This window comes from Halegenticoccus soli (genome assembly GCF_002844195.1).
GTDB classification, from domain to species: Archaea; Halobacteriota; Halobacteria; order Halobacteriales; family Haloferacaceae; genus Halegenticoccus; species Halegenticoccus soli.
The window spans coordinates 148,064-172,191 of the sequence record NZ_PEND01000007.1 but is presented as its reverse complement, the minus strand read 5'-3'; the positions used below and the strand labels follow the sequence as shown (position 1 = coordinate 172,191).

The window sequence follows — 24,128 nt, the reverse complement described above, 5'->3', positions numbered from 1 at the left end:
ATCGCGTCCCGGTCCGGCGGAAACGTCGCCGTCGCGGCGGGGGATCAGTTCTCCGGGAGCGCGGCCCTCTTCGCGTCCGGCGTCGGCTCCCTCGCCGTCGCCGCCTTCTCGATCACCAGGTCCTCCAGCACGAGCACGTCGAGGCCCATGCCGTAGAAGTCCTTGAGCGCCTCCGTCGGCGTCGCGACGATCGGTTCGGCGTGGTCGTTGAAGGACGTGTTGAGGACCACGGGGACGCCGGTGATGCGCTCGAACTCCGAGATGAGGCGGTGGTACCGGGGATTCTGATCGGCGCGGACCGTCTGCGGCCGGGTCGTGTCGTCGGCCGGGTGGAGCACCGCCGCGACGTCGTCCTTGCGATCGTCTCTCGCGCGGAAGGCGTCGATCATGTACGGCGAGGGGACGGCGCCTTCGAGGTACTCCTCGGCCGCCGATTCGAGCATCGACGGCGCGAACGGTCGCCACTCCTCGCGGTGTTTCACGAACCGGTTGACCCGGTCGCGCGAGTCGACGGACCGGGGATCGGCGAGGATGCTCCGGTTGCCGAGCGCGCGGGGCCCCATCTCCAGTCGTCCCTGGAACCACCCGACGAGCGCCCCCTCGGCGAGCCGCTCGGCCGCGTACCGCGCGACGTCGCCCGGCTCGCCGTACGGGATCTTGTTCGTCTCCAGCAGCCGCCGGATCTCCTCGACCGCGAACTCGGGACCGAGGGAGACCGTCTCCATCTCCGGGACGTCCGCGGGCCGTCGGTCGAGCCACCCCGCGCCGAGCGCGAGGCCGGCGTCGTGGGCGACCGGCTGGACGAACACCTGGTCCACGACCGGCGACTCCCGGACGCGGGCGTTCATCTTGCAGTTGAGCGCGACGCCGCCCGCGAGGGCGACGTTTCCGACGCCGAGTCGGCCGGCGTACGTCTCGGCGACGTCGACGACGGTCTCCTCCAGCAGTTTCTGCGCGACGTACGCCAGGTCCTTCTGCCACTGGTCGAACTCGCCGGGGGCGTCGTTTCGGGGGCGACCGAGGGCCCGCTCCAGCCGCCTCACTCCTCGCCCCGTCCCCCACCCCTCCGTGAGGTCGGTCACGTCGTAGTCGACGCCGGTCGTGACCAGCCGCCGGAGCGTCCGCTCGATCTCCGGATTCTCCCGCCCGTAGGGGGCGAGCCCCATCACCTTCCCCTCGCCGTTGAACATCCGGTAGCCGAGGTACTCGGTGACGGCGGCGAAGAACAGCCCGAGGCTGTTCGGGTGCTCGTAGGTCCGGATCCGCCGGAGACCGTCGCCGTCTCCGTACCAGACGACCGTGGAGTCGTACTCACCCTTGGCGTCGACGGTGAGCACGATCGCCTCGTCGAACCCGGAGGGGTGGAACGCGCTCGCGGCGTGGCACGCGTGGTGGGGTCTGGTTTCGATCGGGGGCACGGGCGTCCCGATCTCCGCCAGCCGCGACTTGATCTCGCTCGCGGGTCGGAACCGCGCCTGAAGCTGCGTCACGGCGGTCCGTTCGAGCGCCGAGAGCTTCGACAGCGCGCCGGGTTGGCGGAGGGCGTCGCGGAGGTAGTGGGGGAGGATCTCCGCCCGGAGGCGCGGGTCGTACGGGAGGACGATCCGGTCGAGATCGCCGAGTTCGAGACGCCGGTGGTCGAGACACGCCCGGATCGCCCGTTCCGGGAACGTGTTCGTGGCGTGCTTGGTTCGGGAGAGCCGCTCTTCCTCGATGCCGAAGACGAGGTCTCCGTTCTCGAAGAGGGCTGCGCTCGGGTCGTGCTGTCCGTAGAGGCCGATCGCGGGTTTGAACGCGAGGACGTGCGTCGTCATGGTGCGCGGGGGTGTCCGGTTCCGCCGGGTTCGGTTTTCGAGTTCGCCGATACGCCGAGTCGTTCCGGTACCCGGTGATACGGGGCGGAGGGGGATGAGTAGGCGAGTGCGATTTCAGAGCGAGCAAACGCGCCTCGTCGTTCATATAGGCGGACGTGTCAGAACGGTGGACGGCGAGAGGGAGTGACGAGCGGCCGAACGGCCATCCGAGAGGATACGAGGCGGACGACCTCTACGACGGCGTGACGGCCGGCGTGGGTGCCGCGACCGACCCGGAGCACGTGGCGGACGCCGACGTTCGGCTTTTGCCCCGAGAACGGCCGCGTGCGCGGCGGTCGCCCCTTCCGGAAATGCGACTCAGGGCGGCCGCTCCATGGCGAACCGATCGCGGGTCGTCGCGTAGTAGCTCCCCGAGAGGCGGCCGACCGCGTCGAGCTTCGTCACGTCGAGCGCTCCGGCGGTCGCGACGTCGTCGTCGACGTGGGCGTAGACGACCTCGCCGAGGATCATCGTCGACCCCCCCACCTCGATCGCGTCGTACAGGCGGCACTCGAAGGCGACCCTCGCGTCGGCGACGCGCGCCGCGTCCACCCGTTCGGCGTCCGCCTTTTCGAGGCCCGCGTGGTCGAACTCGCTCTCGCCAGCGGCGAGCGTCGCGCTCGTCGCGTTCATCGCCTCCGCGAGGTCCGCCGTGACGACGTTGACGACGAACTCCTCCGTGTCGAGGACGTTCCGCGGCGTGTCCTTCAGGTCCTCGCCCGTCCCCACCGGCGCGAACATCAGGACCGGCGGATCGACGGCGACGACGTTGAAGAAGCTGTACGGCGCGAGGTTGTCCACGCCGTCGCCGCTCCGGCTGCTGACCCACGCGATGGGCCGCGGCACGACCGCGCCGGCGAGGAGTCGGTACGCGCCGAACTCCGACGGTTCGCCCTTCATCGGCTCGCCCCCTGCGGCTTCGAACGATCGCACCGTCCGGCTTCATCCGGTTGCCCCTCCGCGTCGACGCCGAGTTCCTCGTGGTTCATGCGATCACGTCCTCCGGCGTCGCGCGGTCACTCCCTCCACTCCCTGGCGGAGCCGACGGACGCGTCCGGCAGGTCGTACTTCGTCACCGGAAGGCCGAGATCGGACAGCGCGGCTTCGAGGTGCTCGTCGTCGACGAACTCGTCGCCGCGTTCGACCCGGATCTCGTGCGCTCGCGCGAGCACGTCGCCCCGCCGATCGTCGGGGATCTCGTACTTGTCGACCGCCAGTTCGACGACGAGCCCGTTGTGGTCGCGCGTGTACAGCGAGTGGAACGCCCCCCGGTCGAACTCCGAGAACCGGTGGCCGGCCTCGCGGAGCCGATTCCTCGTCTCGGCGAACTCCCCGGGGTCGAGCGAGAACGCGAGGTGGTGTACCGCGCCGACGGGCGTCCGCTGCGGCCCCCCGCGGGACTCCCTGTCGTCGCTCACGAAGAACGTGACGATTCTGCCGTCGCCGGGGTCGAAGAACAGGTGCGTCTGGGACGGGTCGTCGAGGTTCGGCTGCCGCATGACCAGCCGCATCCCCAGCACGTCGCGGTAGAACTCGACGGTGTCCGCCTCGTTGCTGCCGACGAGGGTGACGTGGTCGGTCCCCGTGACGCGGATCGCGCTGTCCGGTCGCTCGGCCGTCACTTCGGTCCCCTCTTCTGCGTTGCTTTCGTGCACGAGCGTGCGTAGGCGCGAGACGCACATATGTCCCCGGTAACGGTCGTGTCACCGGGCGAGCCTCCCGTCCGGCTCGCGTCGGCGAGGACGGCGCGAGCGTTGCCAGTCCGAAGGCGCGCGGCTCCGATTTCGACGCGCGCCGCCGCTCGGTTTCGCCGCGCTCGTGTCTTTCGGCCCACAGGTGGCCGTCCGGCTTTTGAGCGACGACGCCCAACCAGCGTTCGAAACTCCGAACCGGTGCGGTCGACGGACCCCCGTCGGATCGCACCGCCGGGCACCGGGATCGCGCGGGACGCGACCCGAAACGGTTCCACCGAATCCGATCAGAGACGATGACACGTTCGACGCTCCGACGCGCGGCGCTCGCCGCGCTCGTCCTCGTCGCGCTGGCACAGGCTGTCGCGCCGGTCGTTCACGCGGCGAGAGCCGAACCGGGCGGGACGGCGACCGCCGCGCCCCACGTCCCGAATCACGGCGGCGGATCCGCGTACGCGGCACTCGGCGACGAATCGCACCCGCTCGATCCGCCGCCGCGGATCGACGAGGACGGCGCGTTCGACGCCGACCTCGTCGAGCGCGCCCTCGACGCGGTCGCGTCGGGTGGCGACGTGCCGGGCGTTCTGCTCGCGGCGGGGTACCAGCGGGATGACGCGACGGAGGCGCTGGAGAACGCACGCAGGGCCGAGCTGTACGGACTGATCGACCGACGCCCCGGCGTCCGGCTGGCCGACGCCGTCGAGGAGACGGGGAGTCACGAGTCGACGGTCCGGTATCACGCTCGGGTGCTGGAGGAGGCGGGGCTCGTCCGCTCGGCGCTCATCTGGGGCCAACACCGGTTCTACCCGGCGGCGGTCCCGATCGACGAGTTCGAGCTCCTGGCGGCGTTCGAGGACGACCGGACCGCGGCGATCATCGACGCGGTCGATCGGCTGGAGCCGACGACCGCGTCCGCTCTCGCCGACGAACTCGACCGGGCGATAAGCACGGTGTCGCACCACCTCGCCCGGCTCGAGGCGGTCGGCGCCGTCGACCGCGAGCGCGACGGGCGGTCGGTGATCGTCCGGCTGGAGACGACGCCCGAGCGGTTCGACGGCGGGGACTGACGGACCGCTGACGGGTCCTCCGAGGATCCGAGATCGCCGGACTCCGGCGACGTTTCGACGTATCCGTCAGAACCTCTTTCCGCAAAGCCGGAGTGTACGACGGCGTGAGCGGAACGAATTACGCAGCGTTTCTCGCTCGCCGGGCCGCCCGCGGACGCCGTCGATCGCGTCGACGGCGGGCGGTCGGGACGAGCCGTCGCGGCGGGCGCGACGCGACGCGCCCCGGACGGGGAAGTCGGGAACGTCTCCGGGCACGAATCGAACCGACGCGGGGCGACCGGGCGGCGGGCGAGGGAAGCCGCCACCGTCGATCGGACGCCGACGAACCGCCCCGCGGCGCACCGCGGCCGGCGGACGAGGTCGCATGAGAGAGACGCTCGAAGACCGGGTTCGCTCCCTCGTCGGGGAGGGCGATCGGGAGGGTGCGGTCGAACTGCTGAAGACGGTCCTCAAGAACGACGCCGTCGTCGACGTCCGCGTCGACGCGGACGCGGTGTTCGTCGAAACGAGGCGGTTCCGCGGAACGCACCGGATACGCGAGATGGGGTTGCAGGGGTCGGTCATCGACGCTCGGGGCAAGTACGCGTTCAAGGATGCCGCGCTGCCGTTCGAGTTCGGGACGGCGACGATGAACGACGAGGCGCGGGCGCGCGCTGAGCGGTTACTCGCCGATCGTCCCGAGGCGCTCCCGACCGAGGACGACCGCGACGGACGGACCCCGGAGGTTTGAAACGACTCGCGCTCGACCGCGTCTGTTCCGGGCGGTCACGCTCGACCCCCGTTCGTCACGAGTTCGATCGAGAACCAGTACGATCGTACACCATATGCGAGATATATACAATATAATCCGGTACGAGGGCGAGATTTTTATCGCTCTGTCGCCTTCGACGAGGTGGCGCGCGCCGCGTCACAACCAGCCTGTCGCGTGTGCCTGTCAACCCGAGCGCGGCCGCGCCGCCGCGGCGATCGGGAGCGGAGCCCGCCCGTTCCGGTGCGACCGCGGCGCGGTCCGCACCCGTCGATCGTATAAATGGAAATACATATCTTGTATCAGTCATAACCGGACCGAGATGGAACTCGACCGGAAAGTACCATGGACCTGCACGCGATAATCGACGCCATCGAACGCCGCGAGCGGACGCTGACCCTGTTCAACCCGCCGCGCCCCTCGGCCGTCGCGGAGCTCGCAGAACAGTTCGACGCGCAGCAGGTGGTCGTCGAGGGGGGGACGGCGGTCGGCGGTCCGGACAGTTTCGCGGTCCTGAGCGAGGGCGACCGCGCGCTCGCGGCGATCGACGCGCCGGCGCTCCTCGGGCGGGGGCCGTCCGACGCGTTCCGCGAACTGCTCGGCTACCTCGACCGGACGACGTTCTCGTCGTACGACACCCGGCAGATGACCGCGACGTCGAGGGAGATCGAGGATCGCGCCTGGCGGGCCGGCGTCGGCTCGCTCCACGCCGGATTCCAGACGGTGTCGGCGCTTCGATCCCAGCGCGCGCTGTACGAGCGACTGGCGCGGACGGATCTCGACGTTCACGCGTACGCGGTCCCGGACGCCGAGGCGCCCGACATCGCGGGGGTGACGCTCCACCTCGACGGCTCGCCGGAGATCGAGCGCACCTGGTTCGTCGTCTTCGACGGCGGGGCGGTGCCGAGCGACAAGTGCGCGCTGCTCGCCGAGGAGCGGGACGACGGGCGGTTCCGCGGGGTCTGGACCTACGATCCCGATCTCGTCGACGCCGTGCTCGATCACCTCACCGAACGGTACGCCGTTCGGACGTGAGCCGACGGGCGGCGACCGGGGGCGAGGGGCGGACGGGTCGGCTCGGAACAACGCGAGGTTCGTTTGTAGAAATTTACAACACCTTATGTAGTCTTCCTCCGACGGTGAGACAACGGCTGACGGTCCGGTCCCCGAGACTGCGACGCCCGGTCGCCGCGATCGCGATACCCGGTCTCGGCGACCGCGACGCCCGAGCGTCACCCCTCCGTCGGCGGGAGATTCCATGCAAACACGGACGCTGCTCGTCGCCCTGATCCTCGTATCGCTCGTCGCCTCCGCCCCCGCGAGCGCGGTGAACCCCAGGTTCGAAGCCTACGTCCCCGAACCGACGCTGACGCCGGGCCAGGAGTCGGAGCTCGTCGTCCAGCTGACGAACGACGCGGCCGATCCCGCGGACCGGGCGGAGACCGCCCGGGACGTCCGCGCGACCGTCGAGTCCGGCGACGCGCCCGTCTCGGTCACCTCCGGCACGAGGCTACTCGGCTCGATAGAGGACGGACAGGTCCGGGAGTTCGCCGTGCGCGTCAGCGTCCCCTCGACGATCGAGGCGGGCACGTACGAGCTCCCGATCGACGTCGAGTACGTGGACGAGGACGACGACGAGCGGACGACGCGGATCTACGCGACGGTCCGCGTCGAGGAGCGCGCCGAGTTCGTCGTCGAAGGGACCGACGCGTCGGCTCCCGTCGGCGGGAGCGGAACGGTGAGCGTGACGATGACGAACGTCGGCGACGAAGTCGCGACCGACGCCTCGGTGACGGTCTCCTCGACCGATCCCGCGATCAGGTTCGGCGAGAGCGAATCCGCCAGCCGGTTCGTGGAGGAGTGGAACCCCGGCGACTCCCGCACGTTCGAGTACGAGACGACGGTCGCCGGATCGGCGGAGCCGCGGAGCTACGCCGTCCAGGCGTCGGTCGCTTACGACGAGGACGGAACCCGGAAGGAGTCCCGTCCGTTGCCCTTCGGCGTGACGCCGCTGCCTGAGCAGACGTTCGCGGTCGAGAACGTCGAGAGCTCGCTCCGGGTCGGCCAGCGGGGCGCGGTGAGCGGCCAGGTGACGAACGCGGGCGAGATCGCGGCGCGGAACGCGGTCGTCGTCCTGGAGAGTCCGAACCCGAACGTCGAGGTGCTCGAACCGGAGTACGCCGTCGGCGACCTCGGTCCGGGCGAGCGGGCGAACTTCTCGTTCGACGCCGAGGTAACCGACTCGGCCGAGGCCGGCCCCCGACAGCTCTCGCTGCGCGTCGAGTACCGCGACGACGACGGCGAGAACCGGGAGAGCGACGGGATCGACGTGCGCGCCGACGTGGAGCCCGAGCGGGACGAGTTCGTCGTCGAGCCCGTCAACGCGACGTTCGCGGCGGGCGAGGACGGGCAGCTCGAACTGACGGTGACGAACAACCGCGACGAGACGCTCCGCGACGTCTCGGCGAAGCTGTTCGTCGACCCGCCGGTTTCCGCGAGCGACGACGAGGCGTTCGTCGCCGAACTCGGGCCGGGCGAGAGCGAGACGCTCGTTTTCGGCGTGAGCGTCGACGGGGACGCCCTCGGGAAGGTCTACCCCGTGAAGCTCGACTTCCAGTACCAGACCGAGGACGGCGAGACGCTCATCTCCGACACGTACCAGGTGCCGGTCGCGGTGACGACGGACGACTCGGGCGGCCTGCCGCTCGCCGTCGTCGTCGGGATCGTCGCCCTCGTCGCGCTCGGCGGGGTCGGGTACGTCTACGGGCGGCGGTGAGGGCGCGGGATGGACCACCAGCGGCTCATCGACTGGGTCGACGACCGCATCGTCGAGAGCCCCGGCAGGGTGATCCTCGTCTTCCTGGCGCTGACGGGGGTGTTCGCGGTCGGCCTCGGAAACGTGTCGACCGAAGCGGGGACCGAACAGTTCGCGCAGGACGTGCCCGAAGAGCGGGCGCTTTCGAACATCAACAGCGAGTTCGGCCCCGCGTTCGAACCCGACGCGGGGAGCACCCAGCTGATCCAGCGGGGCGACGACGTGCTCTCGAAGCCGGAGCTGCTCCGCATGCTCCGGGCCCAGGAGCGCCTCGAAGCGCGGGAGGACCTGCGCGTCTCGTCCGCGTCGAGCGCGGCGGGCGTGATCGCGCTGACGATCGATCCGAACGCGACGACGCTCGACCGGCAGGTCGAGGCGATAGAGCGGTCGACGCCGACCGAGATCGAGCGGGCGGTCCGGGCGAACGCCGGAAACCCCGGGTTCACCGGCCTCGTGAGCAACGACTTCAACCGGCGCGACGCGTCCGCGTCGGCGACGATCGGCGTCGTCGAACACTCGATCCCGGCCGGGCTCGCGAGCGGCAGCGGGCAGGGCGGCGAGAGCCCGCTGACGCCGATCCAGGTCCGCGCCCAGCGGGTCGTCGACACCGTCGGCGGCGACATCACCGTGTTCGGCAGCGGGCTCATCTCACAGGAGTTCGGGAACGTCATCTCCGACTCGCTCCTGATCGTCACGCCGGCGGCGGTGCTGTTCATCGTCTTCTTCCTCGTCGTCGCCTACCGCGACCTCGTCGATCTCCTCCTGGGGTCGTTCGCGCTCCTCATGGCCACGGTCTGGACGTTCGGGTTCCTCGGACTGGCCGGGGTGCCGTTCAACCAGATCATGATCGCGGTCCCGCCGCTCCTCCTCGCGGTGGGGATCGACTTCGGCATCCACGCCGTCAACCGCTACCGCGAGGACCGCGCGGACGGCCGCGGTATCGACGGGGCGATGCGCCGGGCGACCGATCAGCTCCTCGTCGCCTTCTTCATCGTCACCGGGACGACCGTGATCGGCTTCCTCTCGAACCTCGTCAGCGACTTGGTTCCGATCCGCGACTTCGGGGCGGTGGCGGCCGTCGGCATCGTCTTCACCTTCCTCGTCTTCGGGGTGTTCCTCCCCGCGGCCAAGGTGTGGGTCGACCGCGCGCGAGAGCGGTACCCGATCCCGACGTTCAGCCAGACGCCGCTCGGGGCGGAGGGGTCGCGGCTGGGCGTCGCGCTGCGCGGCGGGGTCTTCGTCGCGGAGCGCGCTCCGGGGGCGTTCCTCGCGCTCGCGCTCCTCGTCAGCGCCGGGGCGGGCGTCTACGCCGTCGACGTCGACACGAGCTTCACGCAGGAGGACTTCCTCCCGCCGGAGGAGACGCCCGAGTACCTGCGGGCGCTCCCGGACCCGTTCGAGCCCGACGAGTACACCGTCGTCGCGCAGCTGAACTTCCTCGAACGGAAGTTCGGCACCACGCAGGGCGGGAGCGCGACGATCTACCACGAGCGGCCGATGGAGGAGGACGCCGCGCTCGAATCGCTCCACCGCGCGGGCGACGACCCGCCCGACTCGTTCGTCCGGAAGGGCGGCCACGCCGACGAGCAGAGCGTCGTCACCGTCATCCGGGATCGCGCCGCGAGCGACCCCGAGTTCAGGCGGCTCGTCGATCGGAACGACCGCGACGGCAACGGCATCCCGGACCGGAACCTCGAACAGGTGTACGACTACCTCCTCGACTCGTCGGCGCGCGGACAGACGCTCGAATACCTGGCCGACGACCGACGCAGCGCGCGGATCGTCTACTCGGTGAAGGCCGGCGCGTCGAACGAGGAGGTCACGGCGGACGCGCGCCTGCTCGCGGAGCGGTACCGCGGCGACGCCGTCGCGACCGGCGACATCGTGGTGTTCAAGGCCGTCTCCGACCTCATCCTGGAGTCGGCGATCGTGAGCCTCGCGGCCGCCCTCGCGGGCACCGTCGCCTTCCTCGTGTTCATCTACTGGGCGCTCGAAGGGCGGCCGTCGCTCGGCGTCGCCAACACCGTCCCCATCGCCGTCGCGGTCGCGCTCGTCGCCGGATCGATGCGGGCGCTCGGCATCTCCTTCAACGCCTTCACCGCGACGATCCTGGCGCTCACGATCGGCCTCGGCATCGACTACTCCGTCCACGTCGTCCACCGGTTCGTCGACGAGCGGCGGCGGCACGACCTCTTCACCGCGCTCGACCGGACCGTCCGCGGGACCGGCGGCGCGCTCGCCGGGAGCATGCTGACGACCGCGTTCGGCATCGGCGTGCTCACGCTCGCGGTGCTCGACGTGCTCGGGCAGTTCGGCCTCCTCACGGCGCTCAGCATCGTCTACTCCTTCCTCGTGTCGCTCCTGGTCCTCCCGTCGGTGCTGGTCCTCTGGGACCGGTTCGCGAACGACGACCCCGACGCGCCGATGGACGGCCGGGCCGATCGGGCCGATCAGATCGATCGACCGGGCGGATCCGCCGGGGGTGACGCGCCGTGAGCGGGAACGAGCGCGACGCGGTCGAGTCGCTCGAACGGCTGGGGCTGTCGAACTACGAGGCCCGGGTGTTCGTCGCGCTCCAGAAGCTCGGTTCCGGGACGGCCCGCGAGGTCCACCGGATCGCGGGCGTCCCCCGGTCGCAGGTGTACGGCGCGGCCGAGGAACTGGAGGAGCGCGGCCTCGTCGAGATCCAGCAGTCGACGCCGAAGCGGTACCGGCCCGCGGACCCGGACGCCGCGCGCGAGCGGCTCGCGGCGCGGCTGGAGCGCGAACAGGAGCGCGCGTTCGACTACCTCGAACGGGTGCAGCGCGAGCAGACGGGCGAGGAGACCCGCGAGGACGTGTGGACGGTCCGCGGCCGGGAGCCGATCTCGAACCGCGTCGCCGAACTCGTCGGTCGCGCGACGGGGCGGATCCTCTTTGCGGCCGCCGCGCCGGCGCTCGTCTCGGAGGCGACCGCGGCGGCGCTGTGCGATCGGGCCGCGTCGGGCGTCGACGTGCTCGTCGTCAGCGAGGACGCCGCGGTCAGGGAGCGTTTCGCCGACGGCCCGGCCGCGGTCCGCGCGCCGGTCGAAGAACCCCCGTCCGACTTCACCGGGCGCGTGCTGCTCTGCGACGACAACGTCATCCTCCTGTCGGTGCTGGCCGGGTCGGACATCCCCGGCGTGACCGAGGAGACGGCGATCTGGAGCGCCGACACGGCGCTGGCCGCCGTGCTCGTGCAGACGACCCGGGGCGGCGTCGAGGCCCTGCTGGGGGGGTGATCCGCCCCGTTTTTTGCCCGTCGGCGACCGAGTGCCGGCATGGAACCTCCCCGGACCTGCCCGAACTGCGGGTCTTCGGACTCGATCACCCCGCGGTACGCGACGGGCGGCGGCTGGCGCGTGATCGGCTACCGGTGCGAAGCCTGCGGCGAGTTGTTCGACGCGAAGCGGGAGGCGAGATCGGGGTGATCTCGCGGACTCGCCCACGATCCGGCGGGGTCGAACGGACTGACGGTGTCGAGCGGACCGACGGCGTCGAGCGGATCGGCGGCACGGACCGAATCGACGGCATCCGCGCCGCCTGAGGACGCCGCGCCGTGCTCCGCCGGTACGCCTTCGCGATCGCCCCGCTCGCGGCCGCGGCGCTGTGGGGCGGCATGTACGTGGTCAGCAAGTGGGGGTTCGACCTCGTCCCGCCCGTCACGCTCGGCTTCCTCCGGGTCGCCCTCGGCGCGGCCGCGCTGTGGCTCGCGGTGAGGGCGCGCGGCGTCACCGTCGACCGCGCCGACTACCGCGGGTTCGCCGTCCTCGGCGGGTGGGTGACCGCGACCATCGTCACCCAGTTCGTCGGAACGGAACTCACGAACGCGAGCCAGGGCTCGCTGTTGACCGTGCTGACCCCGGTGTTCACCGTGTTGCTCGGCGCGGCGGTGCTGGGAGAACGGGTCACCCGGGCGAAGGCGGTCGGCGTCGCCCTGGCCGCGATCGGGACGCTCGTCGTCCTCGCCGGGCAGTACGACCTCTCGAACGTCGCGGCCGGGAACCTGCTCGGCGTCGCGGCGCTCGTCGCCGCCAGCGCCGCGTGGGCCGGCTACACCGTCTGTGGCGCGCCGCTCGTCCGCAAGTACTCCGCGCTCGCGGCGGCGGCGTACTCGACGCTCGCTGCGGTGCCGATGCTCGCGGTGCTGGCCGCCGTCGAACTCGCCGCGCTCGGCCGCCCGATCGCCTCGCTGCCGACGACGCCGCCGGTGCTGGCCGCGGTCGCCTACCTGGGGCTCGCCTCGACCGCCGGCGCGTGGTACCTCTGGTACAAGGGGCTGGAGTACGTCGACGCGGGGACGGTCGCCGTCTTCTTCTTCGCTCAACCGGTCGTCGGCGCGGCCCTCGGCGCGCTGCTGCTCGGCGAGGCGATCGGGCCGGAATTCGCCCTGGGCGGGGCGCTCATGGCCGTCGGCGTCCGGTTCGTCGCCCGCGCGCGGCGCGACCCCGCGGACGGGTAAGCCGGCGCTCGGAACGCCCGCGTCCGCGCGGGTCCGCACGAGCGTCGACCCGCCCCGGGCGGAGACGGCCCGCGCGGGGTCGCGCCGCGCGCGGCCGGCCCCGGAAACGCGTCGACGGCCCGTTCAGCGCCGGATCCGAAAGCCGTCCTCGCCCTCGGGGTCGCCGTACTCCGCCTCCACGCCGTCGACGCGGGCGGCGGGACTCCCCGTGTGGCACCACTCGACCATCGACTCGACGGCGTCGGACGGCCCCTCGAAGACGGCCTCGACCCGGCCGTCGGGGAGGTTCCGGACCCACCCGTCGACCCCCCGTTCGCGGGCGGCGTCTCGGGTGTTCGCGCGGTAGTAGACGCCCTGTACCTTGCCGGAGACGAACACGTGTGCGCGCGTCCTGTCGGTCATGGGCCACGCTTCGGACGGAGGGATCAAAAAATCGGCTCTGTTGCACCCAATTTGTCCGATATTCACTCGATTGAAACTAACATTAGGTAGACATTCATGGCTCCGGTGAAATCCTTCACGACTGATACTCAATAGACTGGATTTGGTGTCCGTCTGTGGCTGGTACGGGAGCACCAGTCCGCAATACGAAGCCGCAAGACGCCAAGAGTGATTCAACAAAGACGGGGTTTCAATCTACTAATCATATCATTGACTGAATCGTGTGTGATAACAAACTGTGTAACTGTTGATAGTAGTTGGCATATATTGTTCGTTGATGGAAGCCAGAAAAGTGGCTCAGTTGAACCTCTTACCAGCTAACAGAACTAGCGTGCTGACTAGAGAGGATGTGTTCAGCACCAATTCAAATCGCAGACTCCGATGAATCTGGACTATGTGAGGTCAGAGCGTAGAGATGAAACGGACTGCAGAGTAGAGAGTAGCACCTCCGCCAAGGGCGAGTACGATTAGATTCCAGGCTCTTCCAGGTGGAGCCCAAGTCTGGTTAATCATCCCGAGCGCCACTAATATGACGAGAAGTGAGAGGAGGCGTTCTATGTGGTCTGACATACCACGCCTTCAGATTCAAACGCTGTATAAGTTCCTAAATTTTTACTGAACAGAGCCAGCTCTACTACTCTCACTCCGTTACAAGATACGCGCTTTCCATTCAACACGACGACGGCGTCCTGCTCAACCTCTCGGTCACACTCGTCCCGACTAACGGTGTCGTCGGTATCGACGCCTCCGGATTTGACCGTAGTCATGCCCCAAAACACTACACAAAGCGAACGAAGTTGATGATACAGAAGTTGAAAGCCACACTTTTCGTGGATACCAGAGCGAATGCCATCCTCGATCTTCACGTTACGACGACCAAAAAACACGACTCTTAGATTGCGCCGTCGCTCATCAAGCGGAATACCGGTGAAGTAGCGGTTCTCCTCGGCGACAAGGGATACGACGACCAGCAGGTTCGGGCGCTAGCCCGTGAAGGTGGTGTTCGTCCGCTCATCAAGCACCGAGAATTTTCGCCGCTCCATAAGGCGTGGAACGCCCGGCTGGACGTCGACCTCTACGGCCAACGTAGTCAGAACGAAACGGCCTTGTTGAAACCTCTGTCGGTGATAGGTTTCAGCAGTCGTGCTGCATACAGTGCGCAGATTCAGTCGAGACGTCTCTGGATTATGTAAGTCGTTTCTTATCTACTGAATTCTGATTCATTCGTTCGAACGAGTAGCCGTTGGCGGGGGCGGGAATTAGGCAGACGCCTGTTCGCGTCCCTCCTGAAGCTCATCAAAGAACGCTCGGAGGTCAGTGGCAACTGTCTCAGGAGCCTCCCAGTCGAGAAAATGCCCCCCGTGGTCGGTCTCAGTCCAGCGATTGATATCGTACGTGCGCTCTGCCCACTCCCGAGGGGTCGGGAACATGTCGTTCGTGGGCATCAACATTGCCGTCGGCACGTCGGGGCGTCCCCACTCACCGGGGTCTCGGGCCGACTCGTAGTAGAGCCTGATCGATGACCCGATCGTCTCGGTAGCCCAGTAAATCGTGAGATTCGTCAGCAGATCGTCCCGCTCGTAGACGGCGTCAAGGTCGTCGTCGTGATCGCTCCACGTCCAGAACTTTTCCATAATCCACGCGGCCAGTCCGAGCGGTGAATCGTTCAGTGAGTAGGCAATCGTCTGTGGTTTTGTCGAGTGAAGCTTCGCGTAGGCCATCTCCTGTTGGTTCCATTCGTTGGCACGTTCGACGAATTCTTTCTCGGCGTCCGAGAGCGTCGCTGGCACCTCGCCGATGTACGGGTTCGTCCCGGAGAGATGAATGCCGATGAGGGATTCGGGGGATTTGAGTCCGAGTTGCTGGATGATCCCCGCACCGAGGTCACTGCCGCGGGCCACATACCGGTCGTAGCCGAGTTCGTCGGTCATCAATCGATGGAAGTAGTCGGCCATCTCTGCGACACTCATCCCTGGCTCAGTCGGTCGGTCGGAGAATCCGTAGCCGAGTAGCGACGGGACTACGACATCGAACGATCCGGCGGCGGCATCTCCGTCGGCTTCGGGCTCGGTCAACAGCGGGAGAAGGTCGAGCATCTGGACGAACGGACTCGGCCAACCGTGGAGCAAGAGCAACGGCGTCGCCTGTTCATCTGTCCCGCGCTCATGAACGAAGTGGATCCTAATCCCGTCGATCTGCGCTCGGAAGTGGGCGAACTCATTGAGCCGGGCCTCTTGGGCTCGCCAGTCAAACTCCTCCTGCCAGGAGGTGACGACCTCGCGCAGATACTCCGGATTCATCCCATACGTCCAGTCAGTCTCGATGGAGTCGGGCCACCGCGCGTTAGCGAGTCGGTTGTGGAGATCGTCGATGACCTCCTTTGAGACACTGATCTCGTAAGATTGAACGTTCATTCGCCTATCTCCTCATATACGTCAATGTCGAGAGAAGGCTTAACGACCGTGTTGAAATCCTCAACTCGTGATTGGTTCCGGAGGCCATGTTGGACAGAGGCACTTCTGCACCAGATATAGTCGTTCAGTAACGTATTGTCCCTGAGGATCGGTTTCACCCCTTCTGCTATCGAAATCTCGGAAGAACGATTGCCGAGTAGGTGATACCGATCAGCGTCCTATGGACGCCATGCGCACCTATACTGAACCCGAAGCATGGCGTCTCCGAGCGGCTGTAAATGAATTGGACGGGAGAGCTGAATCAGTCGTGGCTATTGCGAAGTCGGTTTGTGGACTGCAGGCGCAGGACGCCCGCGCAGCCGTGTTGGCGGTACGGCCGCGTTCGAAAGGACTCGACGCCGCCACCGTCCAGGCAGAACTGCACAAGAGCGTAGTTCGGACGTGGACGCTACGTGGCACGCTCCACTTGGTCGCAGCCGACGATGTACCGTGGTTGTTGTCGCTCTTCGGTCCCTACTTCGCAGAGCGTGGGCCGGAGCCGAAACGGCTGGCCGAGGCGGGTCTGGATAACGACGCAGTAGAGGCGGCGGTCGTGACGTTAGGTCAGACTCTGGCCGATGCCGGTCCGATGACCCGTGACGACGCAGCGGCCGCGCTCGTCGAGGCCGGCGTGGAAATCGACCCATCGAGTCAACTTCCGAACTTCCTGATTAGACGAGCAGCGCTCAGAGGTGTCCTCCGCGAAGTCGCCTCTCTCGACGGCGCCGTGGCATACGACGTGCTCGGCATCGAGATTCCGACCCAGGGATTCGACCGCGAGACGGCACTGGTCCGACTGGCAGAGCGGTATCTCGCTGCCTACGGGCCGGCGACCCTTGACGACTTCGTTGCGTGGACTGGTCTCGGGAAGCGAGACGCTCGCCTTGGCTGGGAGGGTGCAGAGAGCATCGTCGTAAGAGTTGACGACACCGAGGCAGTAGTAGCTGCTGACGCGCCGGCTGATCCACCTGCTCCGACCGGCGAACTCCGGCTGCTTCCCGCATACGATACCTACCTGCTCGGGTACGCGACGGTGAACCGTCCGGTTCCGGAATCCCTCTGGACCGATGTGTGGCCCGGAGCGGGAATCATCAGACCGACAATTGTCCGCGACGGTGTCGTCGTCGGGACCTGGCAGTTGGATCGCTCACGGACAACACCGGTCGTCAAGGTGGTGCCGTTTGAGGAACTCGACAAGAATGCACTCGATGAAGAGATCACCGATATCAGCCGTTTTCTCGGTGAATCCGTGGATCTATCTATTTCCTAGTGGGAATTTTTCCTTGCTGGTTGCAGCCTCTGCATTCAGCAGTCCGTTCCTCTCAGAATCGCGGATATTCGTCTCCCTCGTGTGAAATAGCGAAGCTTCGCTCCAGATTGCAAACAACGCACTTGATAACGAGTTCGCGGAACCGCTTCCACCAGAGGCATGAACGAACGAATGCCCCGAATTTCTGTTTGATCGCCGCGTTGACCGTCCCGTTCATGTTCCGTCGATGGTAGAGGTCGCTGTCCAGTCGAGCATTCCACGCCTTGTGGAGGGGTGTGAACTCACGGTGCTTGATGAGTAGCCGAATATCGTGATTCCAGGCGAGACGCCGGAGCTTCTGATCATCGTATCCCTTGTCACCGGTCAACACCGCGATGGAGGCTGCGTTCCGTTTCACTACCTGTGGTGCAATCTGCGTATCGTGTTTTCGTGTCGTCGTCACGTGAATATCGAGCACTGCGGTGGTCGCGGTATCGACCAACAGGACGAGAGCGAGTTCACGAAATTACTTCCACCAGTGACGCGACGCTCCCGGCGCTCGTCGCCCCGCGCGTCCGAACGCCGCGCGGAACCGGCCCCCTCTAAGTGCCCGGGTCGAGAGGTTCGGGTATGGAACTGTTCGGGACAGCCGGGATCCGAGGGAGCGTCGCGGAGCGAGTGACGCCGGAGCTCGCGCTCGCCGTCGGGCGGGCGGTCGGCGAGGACGGCAGGGAGTTCGTCGTCGGGCGGGACGGTCGCGTCACCGGCCCGGCGCTCGCCGCCGCCGTCGAGGCCGGGCTCGAATCCGCGGGAGCCGACGTCCGGCGCGCGGGCGTGCTGCCGACGCCCGCGCTGGCGTTCGCCTCGCGGGGCCGCCGCGGGGTGATGCTCACCGCGAGCCACAACCCGCCGCAGGACAACGGCATCAAGGTGTTCGTCGACGGCGTGGAGTACGACAGGACGCTCGAACGATCGGTCGAAGAGCGCGTCGCAGCCGGGTCCGAGTCCGTCGCCTGGGACGAGTGGGGACGGGGCGGCGACGTCGACCCGCTGCCGGCCTACCGCGACGCAGTCGTCGAGTACGCCCGCGAGTTCGCGGCGGAGATCGGCGACGGTAGTGCGTCCGCCGCCGGCGACGGTGCCGTCTCGACCGAGGGCCCCCTCGGCGGAATGCGGATCGCGGTCGACTGCGGCAACGGGATGGCGAGCCTCGCCACCCCGCAGGTGCTCCGGGCGCTCGGCGCGGCGGTCGTCACGCTCAACGCCAACGTCGACGGCCACTTCCCCGGCCGCGAGAGCAAGCCGACGCCGGAGTCGCTCTCGGATCTCCGGGAGTTCATCCGCGACGGGGACGACGTGGCGTTCGGCGTCGGCCACGACGGCGACGCCGACCGCATCGTGATCGTCGACGCCGGCGGCGAGGTGGTCCACGAGGACACGGTGGTCGCGATCATCGCCGAGCACTACGTCCGAGCGGGCGACGCCGAGGAGCCCGTCGTCGTGACGACGCCGAACGCCTCCGCGCGCATCGACGAGCGCGTGCGGGAAGCTGGCGGTCGCGTCGAGCGGGTCCGGCTGGGCGCGCTCCACGAGGGGATCGCGGGGGCCGAGGCGGACGGCGGCGACGTCGTCTTCGCGGCCGAGCCGTGGAAGCACATCCACACGGCGTTCGGGGGCTGGATCGACGGCGTCGCCAGCGCGGCGATCGTCGCGCTGCTCGTCGCGGAGTTCGGCCTCGACGGCCTGCGCGCGCCCGTGACGGAGCGCCCCTACCGCAAAACCTCGGTCGACTGCCCGGACGAGGCGAAGCCGGCGGTGATGGCGACGCTGGAGGCGACGCTCCCCGAGGCGTTCCCCGACGCGGAGGCGAGCACGGAGTACGGCGTCCGCCTCGAACTGCCCGACGGGTCGTGGGTGCTGGTGCGGCCCAGCGGAACCGAACCGTACGTCCGCATCTACGCCGAGAGCGAGGACGTGGACGCGCTCGTCGAGCGGGCGTCGGAGACCGTCGCCGAGGCCGTGGCGAACGCCTCGACCCGCTGATACCGTCGTCCGCGGGTCGCGCCGTTCCGTTCGCCGCGCCCTCGCACTCCGCGCGAGCCGACGTTTCGGCGCAGACGGAACGACGCCTTTATGCGGACATGTTCGCGTTCTGCACCATAGGTGTCCGTAGGTATGGATAGACGTACGTTCATCAGGGGATCGGGAATCGCCGGAATCGCCGCGCTCGCCGGTTGTACGGGCGGCCCGACCGAGGGAAGCGGCTCGAACGACTCCGAGAACGGGAACGGGACGGGCGACGGCGACGGCGACGGATCGTCCGGTTCGGCCGAAGTGTCCGCGAACGTCGGCGTCGTGTACGCCACCGGCGGCCTCGGCGACGGGTCGTTCAACGACCAGGCCCAGCAGGGGATACAGCAGGCGGAATCGGAGTTGAACATCAGCTACAACGACGCCCAGCCCGACGAGGTCTCGCAGTTCAAGAGCTTCCAGCAGCAGTTCGCCCAGTCGACGAACCCCGACTACGACCTCGTCTGCTGCATCGGCTTCCTCCAGAAGAGCGCGCTGGCGGAGAACGCACCGGACTACCCCGACCAGAACTTCATGATCGTCGACGAGGTGGTCGAGGAACCGAACGTCGCGAGCTACGTGTTCGGCGAGGAGGAGGGTTCGTTCCTCGTCGGCCAGCTCGCCGGGCTCCTGACGACGCGGGAGTTCAGCGCGGGGTCCGGGTCGACGAACCCCGATCGGGCGAGCGTCGGCTTCGTCGGCGGCGTCGAGGGGTCGCTCATCGGGAAGTTCGAAGCCGGCTTCATCGCGGGCGTCGCACGCGCGAACGCCGACGCGGAGGTGCAGAGCACCTACGTCGGCGACTTCAACGACCCGGCGGGCGGCAAGGAGGCGGCGCTGGCGATGTACAACAGCGGCGCCGACATCGTCTACCACGCCGCTGGGAACACGGGGACCGGCGTCTTCGAGGCCGCCCAGGAGGCCGGCCGGTTCGCCATCGGCGTCGACCAGGACCAGTCGAAGACCAAGTCGAACTACGCCGACGTCATCCTCGCGAGCATGGTCAAGCGCGTCGACACCGCGGTGTACACGTCCGTCGAGAACGTCGTCAACGGCGAGTTCGATGGCGGGAACGTGACGACGCTCGGCCTCGAACAGGACGGCGTCGAGGTGGTGTACGGGCAGCAGCTCGGCGGCCAGATCTCCGGGGACGTGAAGTCCGAGATCAAGGCGTCACAGCAGGCGATAATCGACGGCGAGATCTCCGTCCCCGCCGACCCCGCGAACGTCTGACCGGCGCGTCGAACCGCCGAAACCACGACCTTAAGACATCACTCACAAAGCGACGTACCAATGGCGACAGCCGTCCACCTCGACGGAATAACGAAACGCTTCCCTGGCGTCGTCGCGAACGACGACGTCGACCTGGCCGTCCGACGAGGGACGGTCCACGCCCTCCTCGGCGAGAACGGCGCCGGAAAGACGACCCTGATGAACGTGCTCTACGGGCTGTACGAACCGACCGACGGCCAGGTGTACGTCGGCGGCGAGCCGCGGCGGTTCGACTCGCCGCGCGACGCCATCGACGCGGGCGTCGGCATGATCCACCAGCACTTCATGCTCGTCGACCCGATGACGGTGACCGAGAACGTCACCCTCGGCAACGAGCCGCGGAAGTGGCTCGGTCTGACGGTCGACGAAGAGCGCGCCCGCCGCGAAGTCGTTGACCTTCGCGACCGGTACGGGTTCGACGTCGATCCCGACGCCCGGATCGAGGAGGTCGGCGTGGGCGTCCAGCAGCGCGTCGAGATCCTGAAGGCGCTGTACCGGGGCGCGGAGGTGCTGATCCTCGACGAGCCGACGGCGGTCCTGACGCCGCAGGAGGTCGACGACCTGTTCGCCGTCTTCGAGGAGCTCACCGCGCAGGGCAAGACGATCATCTTCATCACCCACAAGCTCGGCGAGGCGATGCACGCCGCGGACGAGATCACCGTCCTCCGCGACGGCCGCAACGTCGGCACCGTGCCGGCCGACGAGGTGACCCGCGAGGAGCTCGCGGAGATGATGGTCGGCCGCGAGGTGCTCCGCACGGTCGAGAAACCGCCGGCCGATCGCGGCGAGCGCGTGCTCGCCGTCGACGGCGTCTCGGTCGACGACGACCGGGGCGTCGAGGCGGTGAGCGACGTCTCCTTCTCCGTCCGCGCCGGCGAGGTGTTCGGGATCGCGGGCGTCGACGGCAACGGCCAGTCGGAGCTCATCGAGGCCGTCACCGGGCTGCGCGATCCGACCGCGGGCCGGATCGTCTACCGCGGCGAGGACGTCACCGACTGGTCGCGCCGCCGGCGGATCGAAGCGCGGATGTCGTACGTCCCGGAGGACCGCCACGAGCGCGGCCTCGTCATGGACTTCGACCTCACGCAGAACGGCATTCTCGGGAGCCAGCACAGCGACGAGTTCGCGTGCGACGGCCGCCTCGACTGGGACGCAGCGCGCGACCACGCCGAGACCATCATCGAGGAGTACGACGTCCGCCCGCCGAATCGCCGGGCTGCGGCCGCCTCCTTCTCCGGCGGTAACCAGCAGAAGTTCATCGTCGGCCGAGAGTTCGAGCGCGACCCGGCGCTCGTCGTCGCCACCCACCCGACGCGCGGCGTCGACATCGGCTCGACGGAGTTCATCCACGACCGCCTGCTCGCGCTCCGGTCGTCCGGGGTGGCGGTGCTTCTCGTCTCGTCGAACCTGGAGGAGGTCCGGGGGCTCTCCGACCGGCTCGCGGTCGTCCACGACGGCGAGATCATGGACGTCGTCGACCCCGAATCCGCCACGGAGGAGGAGATCGGTCTCCTGATGGCCGGCGAGGACCCGTCGGACGGCTCGGGCCCGGTCGCCGCGGGAGCGACGAACGAGGGGGGACGATGAGCGGCGACGACCGATCGGGCGGCGCGCGCCGCCGCGGTCGGGCGGCCCTCGAACGGCTGGTCCGCGCCTCGGCGGCCGAGCGCGTGTTCATAAGCACTGCCGCGCTCGTCCTCTCGATGGCCGTCGGCGTCGTGATCGTCCTCGCGGCGGGGCGGATGACGACGTGCGGCGAGGCGGCGGCCGTCTACTTCGGCGTCGGCTTCTGCTACGATCCGTTCGCGGTGTACGACAGCCTCTTTCTGGGCGCGCTCGGCAACCCGATAAACCCGCTGTTCCGGCCGCTCGAAGGGCAGTTCGCCCCGCCGTTCCGCCGCGGCTGGAGCCCGCTCAACGGGCAGATGGCCGTCACGCTCCGCGAGACGACGATCCTCGTGTTCACCGGGCTGTCCGTCGCCGTGGCGTTCCGCGCGGGCATCTTCAACATCGGGACGCAGGGGCAGCTCGTCGTCGGGGCGCTCGCGACGGCGCTCGCCGCGCTGTACGCCTCGCCGCTCGTCGCCGGCCTCGTCGGCACGCTCGTGCTCATCCCGTTCGGCCTCCTCGTCGGCGCGCTGTCCGGCGGACTGTACGGAGCGATACCGGGCGCGCTGAAGGCGTACGCCGACGCGAACGAGGTGATCACGACGATCATGCTCAACTTCGTCGCCACCGGCGTGGCGCTGTACCTCGTCGCGGGGCCGTTCAAGGACCCGGCGAGCGCGGCGAACGAGACGGTGTCGCTGCCGGGGTACGCGATCTTCCCGCCGGTCGTCTTCGAGCCGCGGGACGACTTCTCCGTCCTCGCGCTCCTGTTCGGCGTCGCGCTCGTCGGCGGCGTGTACTACCTGCTCGAACACACGGCCTTCGGGTACGACATCCGGACCAGCGGGATCCAGCCCGAGGCCGCCGAGTACGGCGGCGTCGACGCCGAACGCACCGTCGTGTCGAGCATGGCGATCTCCGGGGCGCTCGGCGGCCTGGGCGGCGCGGTCTACGTGCTGATGATCATCGGAAACTACCAGACCGGCATCCCGGCCTACGGGTTCGACGGCATCACCGTCTCGATCCTGGCCGGGAACAACCCGCTCGGCGTCGGCTTCGCGGCGTTCCTGTTCGGCGTGCTGAAGAGCGGTTCGATCGTCGTCGACGTGAACACCGGCGCGCCGCCGCAGCTCGTCGGCGTCCTCCGGGGCCTCATCATCCTCTTCGTCGCCATGCCGGAGTTCTTCCGGCTCCTCGGGCGGCGAGTGGTCGCGATCGAACCGGAGCGGCCGGTCGCGACCGACGGCGGTCGCCCCGGCGATGGCGGCGACGACGCGGGCGCGGAGGCGGGGGGTGAGGTCGATGAGTAACGCCGTCGCCTCCCGCGCGGGACTCTCCACGCGACGGCTCGCGGGCCTCGCCCTCGGCGCCGCCGTCGCGCTGTTCGTCCTGGCCGGCGTGGCGATGCCCGACTCGACGCCCGGCAAGGTGCTGCGTGTGGCGTTCACGAAGAGCGCGCTCGCCGCGACGCTCCGCCTGTCCGTCCCCATCGCGTTCGCGGCGCTCGGCGGCATCTTCGCCGAGAAGAGCGGGGTGATCAACATCGGGCTGGAGGGGCTTCTCATCATCTCGGCGTTCGTCGCGGTGTACGCGGCGGACGTGGGCGGGAGCGTCTGGCTCGGCCTCCTCGTCGGCGTCCTCGCGAGCACGCTCCTCGCCGGGCTGTTCGCCGTCGTCTGCATCGAGTTCCGGGCCGACCAGATCATCGCCGGCCTCGCCGTCTGGCTCATCGCGCTCGGCCTCGCGCCGTTCGCCTCCCAGGCCATCTACGGCGGGCCGAACACGGAGAGCCTGGAGGGATCGTTCGGGACGATCACGGTGCCGGTGCTGTCGGAGATCCCGTTCTTCGGCGCGCTGTTCGACGCGAACCCCGTGGTCTACCTGATGTTCGCCGCGGTCGGCCTGTCGTGGTACGCGCTGAACCGGACGTCGTTCGGCCGGTGGGTCGTCGCCAGCGGCGAGAACCCGAAGGCGCTCGACACCGCGGGCGTGAACGTCACGCGCGTGCGCTACGCCGCGGTGCTCCTGTCCGGCGTGCTCGCGGGCTTCGGCGGCGCCGCGCTCTCTCTGAGCCTCGGGCAGTTCATCGGCAACGGCGCGACGATGGTCAACGGCAAGGGGTTCATCGCCATCGTGGCGTACCTGTTCGGCAACTACAACCCGGTCGGGGCGCTGCTCTCGACGTTCCTCTTCGCGGGCCTCGACGCGCTGCAGATCCGCCTGCAGGCGGCGGCCATCATCGCCGTCCCGCAGTCGCTCGTGCGGACCATCCCGTACGTCGCGGTCATCGTCGTCCTGGCGCTGTTCGGACGGACGCGGATCCCCGAGGCCGCCGGCGACCACTACGAATCGGGCGAGGACTGAGCGGGGGCGCGACCGTC

19 protein-coding genes and 3 pseudogenes are annotated in these 24,128 nt (G+C 68.5%); 16 read left to right on the top strand and 6 right to left on the bottom strand.

The features are described 5' to 3' along the window. Window positions 1–44: 44 nt before the first annotated feature. Complete coding sequence (locus CNO20_RS18795; RefSeq protein ID WP_101297740.1) at window positions 45–1,814, bottom strand: carbamoyltransferase family protein; 1,770 nt, start codon at window positions 1,812–1,814, stop codon at window positions 45–47. A gap of 215 nt (window positions 1,815–2,029) precedes the next feature. Here CNO20_RS18795 and CNO20_RS24545 point away from each other — a divergent pair. Then, window positions 2,030–2,122: pseudogene (locus tag CNO20_RS24545) on the top strand (DsrE/DsrF/DrsH-like family protein); the annotation flags it as partial. Window positions 2,123–2,171: 49 nt separating this feature from the next. Here CNO20_RS24545 and CNO20_RS18790 read toward each other — a convergent pair. Both CNO20_RS18790 and CNO20_RS18785 read right to left on the bottom strand, forming a co-directional pair. Then, window positions 2,172–2,753: a flavin reductase family protein gene (locus CNO20_RS18790; protein ID WP_101297739.1), complete on the bottom strand. Its 582-nt coding sequence runs from the start codon at window positions 2,751–2,753 to the stop codon at window positions 2,172–2,174. Window positions 2,754–2,869: 116 nt separating this feature from the next. Further along, window positions 2,870–3,508, bottom strand: coding sequence for a VOC family protein (locus CNO20_RS18785; RefSeq protein ID WP_394337275.1), 639 nt, complete (start codon window positions 3,506–3,508; stop codon window positions 2,870–2,872). 332 nt (window positions 3,509–3,840) lie between these two features. Here CNO20_RS18785 and CNO20_RS18780 point away from each other — a divergent pair, with 332 nt between their 5' ends. The 8 genes from CNO20_RS18780 (at window position 3,841) to CNO20_RS18745 (ending at window position 12,654) form a co-directional block, all read left to right on the top strand. Continuing rightward, window positions 3,841–4,611, top strand: coding sequence for a winged helix-turn-helix transcriptional regulator (locus CNO20_RS18780; protein ID WP_101297737.1), 771 nt, complete (start codon window positions 3,841–3,843; stop codon window positions 4,609–4,611). Window positions 4,612–4,975: 364 nt separating this feature from the next. Next, window positions 4,976–5,341 carry a hypothetical protein gene (locus tag CNO20_RS18770; RefSeq protein WP_101297735.1) on the top strand — a complete coding sequence of 122 codons (366 nt, stop codon included), beginning with the start codon at window positions 4,976–4,978 and terminating at the stop codon, window positions 5,339–5,341. Window positions 5,342–5,704: 363 nt separating this feature from the next. Beyond that, window positions 5,705–6,394, top strand: coding sequence for a DICT sensory domain-containing protein (locus tag CNO20_RS18765; RefSeq protein WP_101297734.1), 690 nt, complete (start codon window positions 5,705–5,707; stop codon window positions 6,392–6,394). Window positions 6,395–6,617: 223 nt separating this feature from the next. Then, window positions 6,618–8,135: a COG1361 S-layer family protein gene (locus tag CNO20_RS18760; protein ID WP_101297733.1), complete on the top strand. Its 1,518-nt coding sequence runs from the start codon at window positions 6,618–6,620 to the stop codon at window positions 8,133–8,135. A 9-nt stretch (window positions 8,136–8,144) separates the two neighbouring features. Further along, window positions 8,145–10,670: an efflux RND transporter permease subunit gene (locus CNO20_RS18755; protein ID WP_101297732.1), complete on the top strand. Its 2,526-nt coding sequence runs from the start codon at window positions 8,145–8,147 to the stop codon at window positions 10,668–10,670. Next, on the top strand, window positions 10,667–11,434 hold the full coding sequence (locus CNO20_RS18750; RefSeq protein WP_101297731.1) for a TrmB family transcriptional regulator: 768 nt from the start codon (window positions 10,667–10,669) through the stop codon (window positions 11,432–11,434). Before CNO20_RS18755 ends, CNO20_RS18750 begins: the two co-directional genes overlap by 4 nt. Before the next feature lie 39 nt (window positions 11,435–11,473). Next, window positions 11,474–11,623 (top strand): hypothetical protein, encoded by a 150-nt coding sequence (locus tag CNO20_RS23500; RefSeq protein WP_199174926.1) that lies wholly within the window; start codon window positions 11,474–11,476, stop codon window positions 11,621–11,623. Window positions 11,624–11,751: 128 nt separating this feature from the next. After that, window positions 11,752–12,654, top strand: a complete 903-nt coding sequence (locus tag CNO20_RS18745) for a DMT family transporter (RefSeq protein ID WP_269844159.1) — start codon at window positions 11,752–11,754, stop codon at window positions 12,652–12,654. 123 nt (window positions 12,655–12,777) lie between these two features. Here CNO20_RS18745 and CNO20_RS18740 read toward each other — a convergent pair whose 3' ends face one another. Beyond that, window positions 12,778–13,056 (bottom strand): acylphosphatase, encoded by a 279-nt coding sequence (locus tag CNO20_RS18740; protein ID WP_101297730.1) that lies wholly within the window; start codon window positions 13,054–13,056, stop codon window positions 12,778–12,780. Between the two features lie 725 nt (window positions 13,057–13,781). On the opposite strand from CNO20_RS18740, the pseudogene CNO20_RS18735 reads away from it, so the two are divergent. After that, a pseudogene (locus CNO20_RS18735) lies at window positions 13,782–14,288 on the top strand (transposase); the annotation flags it as partial. Between the two features lie 66 nt (window positions 14,289–14,354). Here the strand turns inward: CNO20_RS18735 and CNO20_RS18730 are convergent. Continuing rightward, a complete protein-coding gene (locus CNO20_RS18730) occupies window positions 14,355–15,509 on the bottom strand; it encodes an epoxide hydrolase family protein (RefSeq protein WP_101297729.1) in 1,155 nt (384 codons plus the stop codon). Window positions 15,510–15,729: 220 nt separating this feature from the next. Here CNO20_RS18730 and CNO20_RS18725 point away from each other — a divergent pair, with 220 nt between their 5' ends. Continuing rightward, entirely contained in the window at window positions 15,730–16,818 is a 1,089-nt protein-coding gene (locus tag CNO20_RS18725; protein WP_101297728.1) for a winged helix DNA-binding domain-containing protein, read from the top strand. 52 nt (window positions 16,819–16,870) lie between these two features. Here CNO20_RS18725 and CNO20_RS18720 read toward each other — a convergent pair. Then, window positions 16,871–17,320, bottom strand: a pseudogene (locus tag CNO20_RS18720) (transposase); the annotation flags it as partial. A gap of 107 nt (window positions 17,321–17,427) precedes the next feature. Here CNO20_RS18720 and CNO20_RS18715 point away from each other — a divergent pair. The 5 genes from CNO20_RS18715 (at window position 17,428) to CNO20_RS18695 (ending at window position 24,111) form a co-directional block, all read left to right on the top strand. Next, entirely contained in the window at window positions 17,428–18,840 is a 1,413-nt protein-coding gene (locus CNO20_RS18715; protein ID WP_101297726.1) for a phosphohexomutase domain-containing protein, read from the top strand. Between the two features lie 132 nt (window positions 18,841–18,972). Next, complete coding sequence (locus CNO20_RS18710) at window positions 18,973–20,100, top strand: BMP family lipoprotein (protein ID WP_101297725.1); 1,128 nt, start codon at window positions 18,973–18,975, stop codon at window positions 20,098–20,100. Window positions 20,101–20,160: 60 nt separating this feature from the next. After that, complete coding sequence (locus CNO20_RS18705) at window positions 20,161–21,726, top strand: ABC transporter ATP-binding protein (protein ID WP_101297724.1); 1,566 nt, start codon at window positions 20,161–20,163, stop codon at window positions 21,724–21,726. Continuing rightward, on the top strand, window positions 21,723–23,057 hold the full coding sequence (locus CNO20_RS18700; protein WP_101297723.1) for an ABC transporter permease: 1,335 nt from the start codon (window positions 21,723–21,725) through the stop codon (window positions 23,055–23,057). The genes CNO20_RS18705 and CNO20_RS18700 overlap by 4 nt, the downstream gene beginning before the upstream one ends. Then, window positions 23,050–24,111 (top strand): ABC transporter permease, encoded by a 1,062-nt coding sequence (locus CNO20_RS18695; protein WP_101297862.1) that lies wholly within the window; start codon window positions 23,050–23,052, stop codon window positions 24,109–24,111. Before CNO20_RS18700 ends, CNO20_RS18695 begins: the two co-directional genes overlap by 8 nt. Window positions 24,112–24,128 lie beyond the last annotated feature (17 nt).

Excerpts from the sequence above, each read along its gene's own strand:
- CNO20_RS18705 (WP_101297724.1), top strand. The coding sequence starts at position 20,161 with ATGGCGACAGCCGTCCACCTCGACGGAATAACGAAACGCTTCCCTGGC.
- CNO20_RS18760 (WP_101297733.1), top strand. The coding sequence starts at position 6,618 with ATGCAAACACGGACGCTGCTCGTCGCCCTGATCCTCGTATCGCTCGTC.
- CNO20_RS18695 (WP_101297862.1), top strand. The coding sequence starts at position 23,050 with ATGAGTAACGCCGTCGCCTCCCGCGCGGGACTCTCCACGCGACGGCTC.
- CNO20_RS23500 (WP_199174926.1), top strand. The coding sequence starts at position 11,474 with ATGGAACCTCCCCGGACCTGCCCGAACTGCGGGTCTTCGGACTCGATC.
- CNO20_RS18730 (WP_101297729.1), bottom strand. The coding sequence starts at position 15,509 with ATGAACGTTCAATCTTACGAGATCAGTGTCTCAAAGGAGGTCATCGAC.
- CNO20_RS18755 (WP_101297732.1), top strand. The coding sequence starts at position 8,145 with ATGGACCACCAGCGGCTCATCGACTGGGTCGACGACCGCATCGTCGAG.
- CNO20_RS18700 (WP_101297723.1), top strand. The coding sequence starts at position 21,723 with ATGAGCGGCGACGACCGATCGGGCGGCGCGCGCCGCCGCGGTCGGGCG.
- CNO20_RS18790 (WP_101297739.1), bottom strand. The coding sequence starts at position 2,753 with ATGAAGGGCGAACCGTCGGAGTTCGGCGCGTACCGACTCCTCGCCGGC.
- CNO20_RS18770 (WP_101297735.1), top strand. The coding sequence starts at position 4,976 with ATGAGAGAGACGCTCGAAGACCGGGTTCGCTCCCTCGTCGGGGAGGGC.
- CNO20_RS18765 (WP_101297734.1), top strand. The coding sequence starts at position 5,705 with ATGGACCTGCACGCGATAATCGACGCCATCGAACGCCGCGAGCGGACG.
- CNO20_RS18715 (WP_101297726.1), top strand. The coding sequence starts at position 17,428 with ATGGAACTGTTCGGGACAGCCGGGATCCGAGGGAGCGTCGCGGAGCGA.
- CNO20_RS18795 (WP_101297740.1), bottom strand. The coding sequence starts at position 1,814 with ATGACGACGCACGTCCTCGCGTTCAAACCCGCGATCGGCCTCTACGGA.
- CNO20_RS18780 (WP_101297737.1), top strand. The coding sequence starts at position 3,841 with ATGACACGTTCGACGCTCCGACGCGCGGCGCTCGCCGCGCTCGTCCTC.
- CNO20_RS18710 (WP_101297725.1), top strand. The coding sequence starts at position 18,973 with ATGGATAGACGTACGTTCATCAGGGGATCGGGAATCGCCGGAATCGCC.
- CNO20_RS18725 (WP_101297728.1), top strand. The coding sequence starts at position 15,730 with ATGGACGCCATGCGCACCTATACTGAACCCGAAGCATGGCGTCTCCGA.
- CNO20_RS18740 (WP_101297730.1), bottom strand. The coding sequence starts at position 13,056 with ATGACCGACAGGACGCGCGCACACGTGTTCGTCTCCGGCAAGGTACAG.